Source organism: Paenibacillus sp. FSL P2-0322 (genome assembly GCF_037975315.1).
Lineage (GTDB): Bacteria > Bacillota > Bacilli > Paenibacillales > Paenibacillaceae > Paenibacillus > Paenibacillus polymyxa_B.
Map to the genome: position 1 here is coordinate 1,241,364 of NZ_CP150243.1, position 12,623 is coordinate 1,253,986.

Here is a 12,623-nt window from a genome sequence, read left to right on the forward strand (position 1 = left end):
AACTAGTTCTATTTTCCATTCTACTCATTTACAATGCGTGTTAACACTGAGATAATAGAAGAGATAACGGAAATATCTTGAAAGGGGATTAATATGAATATAAAAAAATGGATCGCCGTCCCTCTTATTCTGTTAATGGTAGCTTTGACAGGTTGCCAGGCAGTAGGTGGATTTGATGTAAGTAAAAATTTATTGGGAACACTTGATGTGAAATCCCAGCAAACAACGGAGAAAATCTCTCTTAAATTGACTCCAAAAGAAGGAATCACGCAAGGAGATAAAGAAATCGTAGATTTGATTAATTCGATTTCCGTCACTGTGGATGAAGCCAAGGTACAATCGGAGGAACTTGCTTCTGCCAAAGGTACATTGCACATCGATAAGTATAATTTGCCGTTTGAACTTGCTTTAGACCGCCAAGGTTTGGCTATTCAACTGGAAGGTGCCAAAAAACCTTATTACATATCTTTGAACTCGCAAGAGAGTTTGAGCGGTCTGCCTGCTGGATTTGATCCATATGTATATTCCAAAGACGTGAGAGAACTGACGAAAACAGCCGCTGCACTTATGCTCAAGCATGCGCCTAACCCTTCTACCATTTCTGCAACGTCTGTAACCGAGGAAGTATACGGTGAAAAAGACAAAGTGAAACTGACCCATCTGCATGCTGAACTTCGTGGTGATGAGCTGGTAACATTGGTAAAACCGTTCCTGGCGAATCTGGCGAAGGACGAAGCAGGCTTGAAAGAGCTGATCGGGCAAGCCATTGATATGACTAAAACGATTGCTTCCGGCATGAATATTGAAGGTAGTGATAAAGTAACAACGGAACTGAGTGCTAACAAAGAAAAAATGGTCAATGAGGCTTATACCGAAGTTAAAAAGTATTTGGATCTGGCCGTTGATCAGTATGATGTAGGCGTTAGCACCATGTATGCACAGTCCCCTGAAATCAAAACGGTTCTGAGTGCTAACACGGTTCTGAAAAGCGACATGTATTTTGATGAAAAAGGAAATGTTCGCAAAGCGGCGACAGACTTGACAGTTGCTCTGCCAGATGTGGACGGTCTTCCGGTGAAGTCCTTCACAATTCTGACCGAAACTCAATCTTGGAACGTCAATGGTAGTGTGACGGCTGATAAAGTGGATATTTCTAACGGTGTTATTGACTTGAATAAACAAGCTGAATTAACTCCGGGAGCGACGCTGCGCAATTTTGAAGCGAATTCTCCGATCTACAACATTTTAAAAAATGATTTGGAAATTACAAAAGTAGAAACCATTTTCGATCCTAAAGACGATTACTACGTCTTGGAGAATCGTGGTGGCACTGCCTTTATTCCATTGCGTGAACTGACGAGCGAACTGAACTCCGAGTTAAAATGGGATGCAGCTGCTAAACAAACTACTGTAATTGATGATATTACAGGTAAGACGATTAAGCTGAAAAGTGGCTCCAAACAGGCTGTATTGGAAGGAAGCACATTGACGCTGCCACAAGCTCCATATACGGATGAATATGGCACATTGTATGTTCCTTTCAAATCAGTTGCCGAGGCGCTTGGCGCCACAGTAACTCGTAACAATGATGGGGAATATGTACTGAAACGCGACTAAAAAAGATATTCAAGGAACCGGCCCAATTAGGGCTGGTTCTTTTTTAGTTAAATTGGTAAAATGCTCAGTAAAGCGATTAAAATAAGCGCTTACAAATTTTAAAAGTGCCATACTTTTATACAGGGAAAATTGAGATAATTATAGTATCATTCCAGCATAGGAAAACACATACAATTAGGGGGATATACGATGAAAGATATGGAACTATTGAATTCCAGAGAGGGACAAATGGTGCTTGCCCGAATGTACGGTCAACAGCAAATCTCTGAGCAAACGACTCGATATGAATCACTTATACAGGCGTATCGGGAGCATTTTGGTGTAGGGGATATTGAACTGTTTAGTGCTCCGGGACGTTGCGAAATTGGTGGAAATCATACAGACCACAATCACGGGAAGGTGCTGGCAGGCAGTATAACACTCGATACCATCGCTGCAGCTTCTAAAGTGGAGGAGTCTGTAATTACATTCTTTTCTGAAGGCTATAAGACGAAGTACGTCATCGATTTAACCGACTTGTCGCCAAAACCGGAGGATGACAGTACGATGCTGCTGGTTCGTGGTATTGCCGCTGGTCTACTTGAATTCGGATACCGTATCGGGGGATTCCAAGCTTATATATCAAGTAATGTATTCTCTGCTTCAGGTTTAAGCTCTTCCGCTTCTTTTGAAATGTTGATATGCACGATATTAAATCATTTTTATAACGAGGGAGCGTTAGATGCAGTTGCTAAATCCAAAATTGGTCAGTATGCGGAAAATAGCTATTGGAACAAGCCGTCGGGGCTGCTTGATCAGATGGCTTGCGCGTATGGCGGCTTGATTTCCATTGACTTTGAAAATCCCAAGGAACCGATCATAAATCCTGTTCATTGGAATTTTGAACAAAACGGATATTCCCTCGTTATTGTAAATACAGGCGGAAATCATGCTGATTTAACGGACGATTACGCGGCGGTGCCCAACGAAATGTTTGCAGTGGCTCAATCTTTAGACGCTTCGGTTTGCCGTGACTTATTGCCAGAGGATCTATATGCCAACCTTAAAATGGTCAGGGAAAAAGCAGGAGACCGTGCAGTACTGCGGGCGTTGCATTTTTTTGAAGAAAATAGGCGTGTGGATGAACAGGTGAAATCACTGGAGGAGGGGCGCTTTACTGATTTCCTGAGGCTCATTACCGAATCTGGTAATTCCTCATGGAAATGGCTCCAAAACGTATATAGAAGTGGGGGTGCGCGGGAACAAGACGTATCGGTTGCACTGGCTTTAACGGAAATGTATTTAAAATCAATAGATAACAGCGCATGCAGGGTACATGGGGGTGGCTTCGCTGGTGTCATCTTGACGATTCTTCCGAATGATCATGTGGATGATTATAAGGAGTGGATCAGCGGAATGCTGGGAACTCCGGTACTTGTTGTCAACGTCCGTGAGGACGGTGCCGTTAATGTTAGTGATTTGATAAATGTTGAACGGACTCATTGAGAGTTTACAAACTAGTCAGTCAGTAGAAGACTTTAACCCATGGGTTAAAGTCTTTGTCCTTTTTATCGCCGATACAGCTTAGGTTTGCGTTATAATAAAGAGATGATAGTTTTAATGAAGGAGGGCCTGTCATGGCTATATACCCGTCCTGGTCCTATTCGCAATCGAGGGCTCAAACGTTCGATGAATGCTTACGCAAATACTATTATCATTATTACGGCTCGCATAATGGCTGGAATTCGGCACAGGGCACTGAAGAGCAAGTTACGTTGTATCGGCTCAAGCAACTGAGCAACTTATATATTTTATTCGGGAATATCACGCATCAAATGTGTGAATCAGTCATACGTGGATGGATGGAAAAAGGGGCTATCCCGCGTACAGCATACCTCGAGACAGCTATGAAGAACATGTTGAATGACAGCTACAAGGAATCGCTACACCGTGAGCTATGGCTACAAGATCCGAAAAATCGCGTCATGCTGGCGGAGGTTTATTACGACGACGAGGTGCTTTCGGAACGAATCGCCCTTATTAAGGAGCGACAGCACGCGGTGATACACAATTTATACCGTACTGCGGTTTGGCATGAACTGCAACAGGGAAAGGCCCGAATTGTAGAAGTGGAGAAGTGGGATACGATGCTCCTTCACGAGACGAAAGTGTATGTCAAAATGGATTTGCTCTACCGTAGAGACAATGGAGACTTGGTCATCGTGGATTGGAAAACAGGCAAGGAAGGCGATTTTTCCGACCAACTTTTTTTGTATGCTTCCTATGTGCAGGAGCACTATCAGCTTCCATTGGAGAAGATCGAGGTACGTGTGGAGTATCTGATGACAGGAGAGCATGAGGTGTATCGTCCCGCGCAAGAGGATATCGACAAAGTGGTTGGTAATGTCGGACGATACATCGAGGAAATGAAGTCCTGTCTCGATGACGATTACTATAATCGCCCCAAGCCTGAATCTTTCTTCACTCCGATGCCTTCACGCAGAGCGTGCGGAGGCTGTAATTTTCGTGAGGTGTGTAAGTACCGAGCGATGTGAAATGACTTGATCGCCTTTGCCACCGGATTCCTACCCTAATTAAAGCTAGTGAATCCGGCCATATGGCAAATCTATAATTCTTCTATGTTTTGAAACCGCTTTATAATTTAGAAGCTGCGAGGTATGATAAGGGTATTATTGGAAAATGCGAAGGAGGAAGTTAGGAAGATGACGAGTATAGAACACGCACGTATTCTTTTTCAGGGAGATTCTATAACAGACGGAGGAAGGGGACGAAATGAGGACGCGAACCATTGGCTGGGTCAGAGCTATGTGTATCTGATCGCAGGTGCGTTGGGGAGCCGTTTGACTACCACGCAGCCAGAGTTTGTGAACCGGGGAATTTCGGGGGATCGAGTTTCGGATTTGTATGCACGTTGGAATGAGGACACGTTTAGCCTGAAGCCGGACCTGCTCAGTATTCTAATCGGAGTGAACGACGCCTGGCGGATCGTGGAGCAGGAGCCGTCCGGGGTGACGGACCGATTTGAACGAGCCTATCGCCACCTTCTGGAAGAAACGCATGAAGTGATGCCTGATCTGGGACTCGTGCTGTGCGAGCCGTTTATTTTGAAAACGGGAGCTACCGAGGCGCGATGGGACATTTGGCAAGAAAAAATAACGAGATACCAGCGTATTGTACGTCAGCTTGCGGACGAATTTGGGACCGTGTTTGTGCCGCTCCAGAGCATGTTGAACGAAGCCGCTACCCAGGCGGACGCCTCCTATTGGCTGCATGACGGGGTTCATCCGACAGCGGTTGGGCATCAGTTGATAGCTGATCAATGGATAGATATTGTGCAAAAGAGTCCGCTGGCGATTCGCTAACAGGGGCATACATAGTCTACTCCTTGTCATTTTTGGGTAATACACGATTATGGACATCATTACTTATGTTATGGTTCCATCCAAAAATGAATGTCAAAGGGGGGCTTCTTGCTTCGTCATGAACGGAGCAAGAGAGGGCTATGGAAACGATAAATATCATTCTGGTTATATTGCTTATCGCATTAACTGCTTTTTTTGTGGCCTCGGAGTATTCCATTATTCGTGTGCGGGTATCTCGCATCAATCAATTGGCCTCTGAAGGCAACAAAAATGCGAAAGCCGTTAAAAACATTCTGTCTCGGCTGGACGAGTATTTATCTGCTTGTCAGCTCGGAACCACATTAACCTCAATGGCGCTAGGCTGGCTAGGGGAATCTACTGTTGAACATCTGCTACATCCCCTGTTTGTGTTGGCTCATATTCCAGCAGGCCTGACGGGAGTGCTCTCCTTTTTGCTGGCTTTTCTAATCTTGACCTATTTCGAGGTGGTCATTGGGGAGTTGGTACCGAAAACATTCGCCATACAGATTGCGGAACCGATGGCATTGTTTTTTGCCCGTCCGATCACGATATTCTATAAAATGACCTATCCCCTGAATTGGGTGCTCAGTCGTTCATCGCGTGTCATTACGGGTCTCTTCGGGCTCAAAAGGGTATCTGAAGAAGATGCGGCACTCAGTGAAGCCGAGCTTCGCTTGGCGTTATCTGAAGGCTTTCGTAGTGGTGAAATTACACCGACAGAATATCGATATCTAAACAATGTATTTGATTTTGACGACCGTGCGGCGCAGGAAATTATGGTACCGCGCATCCACATCCGTTCCATCTCCCACCAGGCAACAGTGGCCGAGTTTATGGAGCTGATCGAGGACAAGGTTTATAATTTTCTACCTGTAGCTGAACATGGCGACCGGGATCGTATTATCGGGATGATTCGCGTCAAGGAAGCCCTGCATGATTTGGCACGTGGGCACAGCACAGGGAATACGACGATGGCTTCTTATATTCACCCGGTGCTTCAGGTTATCGAGACGGTTCAGGCTCGGGATCTGCTGATTCAGATGCAAAAACGACGCATTCCTGTAGCGGTGCTGGTGGATGAATATGGTGGAACGTCAGGACTTGTGACACTAGAGGATATTATGGAGGAGATTGTTGGAGACATTCCTTCCTATACCGACACCGAAACCCCCGCAGCGTTAACTCCACTCATTACAAAAACAGATGATCATCGTTACATACTCAAATCACAGGCGCTCATTCATGAGGTCAATCGACGCTTGGAGACGGATATTGAGGCCGGGGACGTATATACAATTGGGGGATGGATGCTTTCAGAGCGTTTTGATATCCAGCAAGGAGAGAAGCTGACCATCGGTTTATGGGAGTTTACTGTACTGGAAAAAAACAGTCACCAAATAGACACAATTGAAGCGATTAAGAAAGTAGTCGTTGAACAGAAAAATGACAATGATTTTTAATAATGGAAAATGACTTTGTCGAGTAACAGCTCGCTTAAGATGTGACGAATGGCCTGTAAAGCTTGTGACAGCGCGATTCGTCCGTTTTAAGATGCAAGCTGCTACCTGGTAACATATTGTTTTTTGTGATTAGGATAGGGGACTTAAGACTCTGTATCTTTATGCTCATGAATATATCTGTCTATGAAAAATACTACTAGAAATGTAGCAATTTTATGGTAAAATGGAATCAAATTTGAGTTTTTTGGGGTGGGCTACAGTACATGAAGATGTCACTAGGTACGAAAATGGTTACTGCATTTGTCTCAATTTCTGCAATAACCTATGGAACAAGCGCTTTTTTTATTTTTGTACTCAAGGACTGGCTTGCTCAAGGTACACAAGAATGGGTGTACACTTCGATCATTCTGTTATTGGGTGTTCTGTGGAGTGGCATTTTGGGCTGGTTGATCTCAAAATTACTCACACGGCCAATTGTTAGGTTGGCAAAGGCGGCAGAGGAAGCTTCGGCGGGGAACCTGTCTGTTGTGATTCCTGAACGTCGTTCGGAGGATGAAATTAAAGTTCTGTATGATGCATTTCGGCATATGATGCTGAACATTAAAGATATGTTCAATGAGATCTCGTACAGCACCAGAACAACTTCGCAAAGTGCGGAAAATCTGAGCTTGGCTATTGTGCAGGCTACCACACAAATTGAGTCCATGTCTTCGGTGGTAGAAGATATTTTGAATGGCGTGGAGCAGCAAAAGCAAGCATCTGCCCAATCTATTAAAACAGCAGACCGAATGCTGGGCGATTTTAAAATGATGCGTAGCAAATCGGGGCATATGCTGGAACTGTCAGGCCATATGGAGCATTCAGTAGATTCGACGCAGACCGTATTTTCATCCCTGATGGATGGAATGGGAGAGCTGACAGCATCACATGGTCGTTCGCAGCAGGTAATTGCCCGACTGGAAAAAGAAGCTTCCCAAATTGAAGCGATTACAAGCACCGTGAAGGATATTGCGGAACAGACCCATTTGCTGGCGTTAAATGCTTCCATAGAAGCGGCGCGTGCGGGAGAAGAAGGGAACGGGTTTGCTGTAGTGGCTCACCAAATTCGCGCACTTGCTGCCCAAAGTACGGAGTCTGTGCAGCAAATAAATGCCATCGTTAGCCGTGTCCAGTCACAAATCGTAGAGACAGTGCAGTTGATGCATCAGCAGACGTCATTGGTCAGTGCTGAGGCGGAACGGACAAGCTCTGTGGATCAGACGCTGAACCGTTTGAACGCTATTGTACGTGAATTTGTCGAGAGCATCCGTTTAATGGAAGAAGCCGTGACGGAGCAGACGAACCGGGTAGATCAAACCTTTGAGCAGATCCATCGTATTCAGCAAATGTCAGGGGCCTTCTCTGAAGGAGCTCACAAAATTTATACAGCTGCTCATGAGGAGACAGCAATTATGCAGGAAATTTCGTCTTCTTCCGAGGATTTGAAAGTGCTTACGAATAAACTCATGATGAAAACACGGGGAATGCAACTATAACAGAAACCGTCATGTGAGGCATGATATATACAAACAAAATATAGCCGCTATACACCGGAAAACGAAGCAAAATGGTTCCCCGGTGTGTAGTGGCTATTTTTTAATTTCAAAAAACTCACATTGTTTTCTGGGGTGGTAAGCCAGATCACTGACGCTGGATTGCACGACAATGGTTTGATCGTCGAAACGGATTATGATTCCGCCAGAGCCAATCAATTGGTCATCCTGAAATACTCGGACACGAAGATGACGTTCCAGTGCCTCATTGAAATCCTGATCTGTAATTAATCGGCGATTAATGGCCATGAGGGTTCTCCTTTAAATATAATATCTTTTATCATAAAGGTAAGGTATTGAACAAGCAAGAAACACGGCTAGAACATAATCGGCTATTGGGTATAAAATAGAATGCAACGAAGAGAGAAAGAGATCAAAGGGGGCTAGCTATGGATAGGTCGTGGTCAGGGTCTTGGTTTGATGCCAATGCGCCAGAAGGGTTCGAGGCTTTTACTCCGTCACATGGGTTGGCTATATTGGGACTCATTGTATGCGCTTTGATGCTGTGGCTGACTCGGGGATGGATTCGATCGAACAAGCCTGTAAGCGAGGGAATTCGCTGGTTGTTAATTACAGTTCTCATTCTGTCAGAGGTGACTCTGAATATTTGGTATGTGATACAGCATATTTGGGATGTCCAGACCTCATTGCCATTAGAACTGTGCAGTGTGACACTGCTGCTGTCTATCCTGATGCTTATTTTTCGAAGCCGCTGGTTATATCCGATCATCCTTTTTGCTGGAATTGGAGGGGCGCTCCAAGCCGTACTGACGCCTAATTTGGCATACACATTTCCGCATTATCGTTTTATCCATTTTTTCGTAGCTCATAGTGCTATTATTTTGGCAGCCTTGTATATGACCTGGATAGAAGGACTCAAACCGACATGGAAGAGTGTGGGGGGAGTTATGCTTTTTCTGAATGGCTTGGCGCTGATGGTGTGGATCGTAGACGATGCTCTCGGTGCTAACTACATGTTTCTAGCTGGAAAGCCGTCGACACCGTCGATATTGGATGTTTTGGGGCCATATCCTCTGTACATTCTGGCAGAAGAAGCCATTGCACTGCTGTTCTTTTCGCTTCTGATGCTGTTGTTCGAGGTGCTTCCGGGAGGGAGGCTGTATGTCCGCTCGCGTAAAGGAGCTGTGCATAGTGCTGACAGGTCGACATAAAGTCGTTGTAAAGCCATACAAAAGCAGCCTATTCCACAAGTATATGACTAGGGATAAGGCTGCTAAGAATGCCAAAACAGTAGTATGGGTATAACGTTCCCCATTCTAATACTTAACGCAGTAGTGATTCTGCTCCGTCTACATAAATTTCCGTACCCGATACATGAGATGACTCGTCTGAGGCGAGAAACAGGACCAGATTGGCAACCTGCTCTGGCTCACCAGGGGCATCCTCTAGCGGATGCTCTCCGCCCTTCGGAAATTCGACTGGAATTTGTACCTTCTTCAAGTCTTCCGAAGGGTACGTGTTATCGTCAATTTCCGTGTCGATAGCTCCCGGGCATATCGCGTTGACCCGAATTTTGTAACGTGCCAGCTCCAGCGCTGCCATTTTCATAAAAGCAACCTGAGCTGCCTTGGTGGAGGCGTAGGCTGAGAATCCAATACCCGAAAAGGTTCGATTACCGTTGATGGAGCTGGTAATGATAATGCTGCCACCGCGTTCTTTCAGGTAAGGGACGGCATATTTAACGGTAGCAAAGGTGCCGCGAAGATTAATGTTCATCGTGCGGTCCCATTCCTCCAGCTCCAGTGTCTCAATAGGGGCCATGGTGCCGTTAATGCCTGCGTTGGCGAATACTATGTCAAGCTTTCCGTACGTTTCCACGACTTTAGCGAACCCCTGCTGAATCATGTCCGGCTTGGAAATATCACATTCCAGTACAAGTGCCTCGCCGCCAGCCTGCTCAATGATTGCTTTGGTCTCCTCTGCATGCTTGGGTGTCCGATCCAGCATGACCACCTTGGCGCCTTGTTCTGCAAAACGGATCGCGGTTGCCTTGCCGATCCCTGAACCTCCACCACTGACCACTGCTATCTTCCCTTGCAATCTCTGCTCTGCCATTGACTATTCCTCCCATTCCGTTCATAAACTAAACCTGACTCGTTATTCCATACCTCTGTACGTTGATGGTGAAACAGTCACACTGGATTTCATCCCATTTGCGAAATATGGTAACATAGGCGAACCAGCAGGAACTTATAGCAAAAACATATAGCAGGAACAAGTATGGAGAAGACCGAGTGACGGAGGTGGATCGAATTGAGCTATAACGCAAATGACCGACCCGAATCGACAGACGCTATAGCACTGACCGGAAAAATGAAACCGTGGGCACTGAACGGCCCCAGTATTCAAATCGATCCGTTGTTTCCCTATTACGCCAACCGTTCGCGGGACAGTATAGCAGATGAGATCGCCCTTGCGGGCTACCAGACCGTTCATTATTTTGTCGTGCGTGAAAATGAAGTGGATGGAGCGCTTGTTGCTGCTTTTCAACGCAGAGGCATAGCGGTGTGGGCGATGGTGCTAGGCAACGGTTCTTTTGGCGTGTCCCAGCTGCCGCCAGAGTGGAAAGAATGGCGCATGGAGCTGCTGCGCGAACCAAACGACGGATTTCAGCGGCTTTCGCATTTTGCTCAGGAGTATGTGGAATGGAAAAAGAAAGCCGCTGCCCGGCTCGTCACCGACATTCCGTTCGACGGGTTCGAGGTGGCGGAGCCTTATTTCCCCGAATGGAACGGGCTGCGCAGTGGAGTGTACGGGGATGTTGGGCCGCATGCACAGCGTGCCTTTCGCGAGCGTAGCGGTGAGGACATTCCGGATTTCCGCGACAAGCATGCGCGGAATTATTACCGGAAGGTTCCGAAGCTGTACGCGCAGTGGGTTGATCTGCGTGTGGACGCCGTGAACGGCCTGATCAGCGAGCTGGTGAACGGCGCGGGCGGTGTACGTGATGTCCGGCCGGACATCTGCGTGGCGACATGGTCGCTTGCTGTGAGCGGACGCGGCGATGTCCCAGGCCAGCTGCGGGAATGGCAGGGGCTGGACGCGGTAGCTATGATCGGGTGCGTTGCCCCGGATATGCACGTACTCCAGACCCATTGGCCGGACTGGATGCGCCGCCGTCTACCGCCACAGTATACCCGGGGCTATGCTCGCATCGCGCAGTCGATACGGGCCGCTTATCCGGGCCTGCCCCTCGGGGTGCAGGCGGATATTGGCTCCCTCGCGCGTATGGTACGTGACCGCGAGTGGACGCAGCGGTTTGGGGCTACCGCCCTTGAGGGCGGCTACGACGCCTGGACCGCCTATGAATACCATTTGGGTGGTTACATGTACGATGAGCCGCCCAAACCGCTTAAGGCGGAACGTTCAGCCGAAGATGAGGTAGTTATTTCTTTCAGCAAGCGGATTGCCACACCGTCTGTAGATGAGCTGCGTATTTGGAGCCGGGAGGACAGAGCAGGTACAACACGCGAGCTGAGCCGCCACCTAAGAAACGATTCACTAACGTTGCTGGAGCTTGTGGATGCCGTAGCAGACGGAAACCGTCTATTGCTGCGTATACGCAATTTACCAGCGGGGGCGTTCAGCTTGCGCCTTGATGGTGTACAGGATACACCGGAGCTGTGGTTGCTCAAGGGGAGGAAGCTACATCGCAATCTGCCAGAGGATGAAGTGAGGGTTCCTTAAAATTTGGGTAATAACAAAATAACAGCTGTATAAACGGCTCATTTGCCATAGCATTTTAGAATTGTATATTTTTGAGGAGCAGCATCTTTTCAAAACATAAACGATAGTGGAGTGAAAAAAGTATGTGGGATTGGGATTACCTGATTCGGGTCATGTTTGCCGGACTATGCGGCGCCTTAATTGGCTATGAGCGCAAAAGTCGCATGAAAGAAGCGGGCATTCGCACCCATTTCATTGTCGGTATTGGCGCAGCGCTCATGATGGTGGTATCCAAATATGGTTTTCAGGATCAAACCGTCTGGTCGAACCTGTCGCTGGACCCTTCCAGAATAGCAGCACAGGTTATAAGTGGAGTCGGCTTTATCGGCGCAGGGATGATTTTTACACAAAAAAATAGAATTAAAGGACTGACCACTGCCGCAGGCATCTGGACTACCGCCGGAATCGGTATTGCCGTAGGTGCAGGGATGTATGGGCTTGGTGCAGGTGTAACGCTGTTTATTTTAGCGGCTCAGTCCTTGCTCCATAGTCGTTTTTATCAGATGGCTACCCCGTCTACGCGACAAGTAGTTGTTCAGGTCGACAATGAGCCGGGCGTACTGAATCGGATCAAAGAACTGCTGGAGCACAAGAAGCTGACGATTCACAGCTTTCACGCCGAGCGCATCAATAACGGTGAGCAGTTGGTTATTCATATGCTTGTAAAGCTGTCCCGGTCAGAGGGAGTGGAGGAACTGCTGTCACTGCTGCAAGAGATGGAAGGTATTCGTTCAGTCGAGACTAAGTCCAATTAGACGAATTTACTGCTTATTTAGTAGCTTTTTTGTCGAACGCTGGCGGCTTTTATAACGGAAAAAACTTTA

At 46.9% G+C, this 12,623-nt stretch carries 11 protein-coding genes; 9 read left to right on the forward strand and 2 right to left on the reverse strand.

Annotated features, from left to right (window positions below; translation table 11 throughout):
• Positions 1 to 93 precede the first annotated feature (93 nt).
• From MKY24_RS05595 to MKY24_RS05620, 6 genes are all read left to right on the forward strand, one after another.
• The gene (locus MKY24_RS05595; RefSeq protein ID WP_023987305.1) at positions 94 to 1,617 is read left to right on the forward strand and encodes a copper amine oxidase N-terminal domain-containing protein; all 1,524 of its coding nucleotides are present in this window, start codon (positions 94 to 96) and stop codon (positions 1,615 to 1,617) included.
• 189 nt (positions 1,618 to 1,806) lie between these two features.
• On the forward strand, positions 1,807 to 3,102 hold the full coding sequence (locus MKY24_RS05600; protein WP_339201566.1) for a galactokinase family protein: 1,296 nt from the start codon (positions 1,807 to 1,809) through the stop codon (positions 3,100 to 3,102).
• Between the two features lie 131 nt (positions 3,103 to 3,233).
• Positions 3,234 to 4,151: a PD-(D/E)XK nuclease family protein gene (locus MKY24_RS05605; protein WP_028543196.1), complete on the forward strand. Its 918-nt coding sequence runs from the start codon at positions 3,234 to 3,236 to the stop codon at positions 4,149 to 4,151.
• 168 nt (positions 4,152 to 4,319) lie between these two features.
• On the forward strand, positions 4,320 to 4,979 hold the full coding sequence (locus tag MKY24_RS05610; protein ID WP_339201568.1) for an SGNH/GDSL hydrolase family protein: 660 nt from the start codon (positions 4,320 to 4,322) through the stop codon (positions 4,977 to 4,979).
• 140 nt (positions 4,980 to 5,119) lie between these two features.
• On the forward strand, positions 5,120 to 6,460 hold the full coding sequence (locus tag MKY24_RS05615; RefSeq protein WP_279832029.1) for a hemolysin family protein: 1,341 nt from the start codon (positions 5,120 to 5,122) through the stop codon (positions 6,458 to 6,460).
• A gap of 263 nt (positions 6,461 to 6,723) precedes the next feature.
• Positions 6,724 to 7,995 (forward strand): methyl-accepting chemotaxis protein, encoded by a 1,272-nt coding sequence (locus tag MKY24_RS05620; RefSeq protein ID WP_023987309.1) that lies wholly within the window; start codon positions 6,724 to 6,726, stop codon positions 7,993 to 7,995.
• 93 nt (positions 7,996 to 8,088) lie between these two features.
• On the opposite strand, the gene MKY24_RS05625 is transcribed toward MKY24_RS05620, so the two are convergent.
• The gene (locus MKY24_RS05625) at positions 8,089 to 8,301 is read right to left on the reverse strand and encodes a hypothetical protein (protein WP_013309048.1); all 213 of its coding nucleotides are present in this window, start codon (positions 8,299 to 8,301) and stop codon (positions 8,089 to 8,091) included.
• A 140-nt stretch (positions 8,302 to 8,441) separates the two neighbouring features.
• Between MKY24_RS05625 and MKY24_RS05630 the strand changes: the two genes are divergently transcribed.
• Positions 8,442 to 9,224 (forward strand): TIGR02206 family membrane protein, encoded by a 783-nt coding sequence (locus MKY24_RS05630; RefSeq protein WP_339201569.1) that lies wholly within the window; start codon positions 8,442 to 8,444, stop codon positions 9,222 to 9,224.
• A gap of 112 nt (positions 9,225 to 9,336) precedes the next feature.
• On the opposite strand, the gene MKY24_RS05635 is transcribed toward MKY24_RS05630, so the two are convergent.
• Entirely contained in the window at positions 9,337 to 10,128 is a 792-nt protein-coding gene (locus MKY24_RS05635; protein WP_023987312.1) for an SDR family NAD(P)-dependent oxidoreductase, read from the reverse strand.
• 258 nt (positions 10,129 to 10,386) lie between these two features.
• On the opposite strand from MKY24_RS05635, the gene MKY24_RS05640 reads away from it, so the two are divergent.
• The gene (locus MKY24_RS05640) at positions 10,387 to 11,760 is read left to right on the forward strand and encodes an N-acyl-D-glucosamine 2-epimerase (protein WP_339202275.1); all 1,374 of its coding nucleotides are present in this window, start codon (positions 10,387 to 10,389) and stop codon (positions 11,758 to 11,760) included.
• Between the two features lie 122 nt (positions 11,761 to 11,882).
• Complete coding sequence (locus tag MKY24_RS05645; protein WP_023987314.1) at positions 11,883 to 12,554, forward strand: MgtC/SapB family protein; 672 nt, start codon at positions 11,883 to 11,885, stop codon at positions 12,552 to 12,554.
• Positions 12,555 to 12,623: the final 69 nt, after the last annotated feature.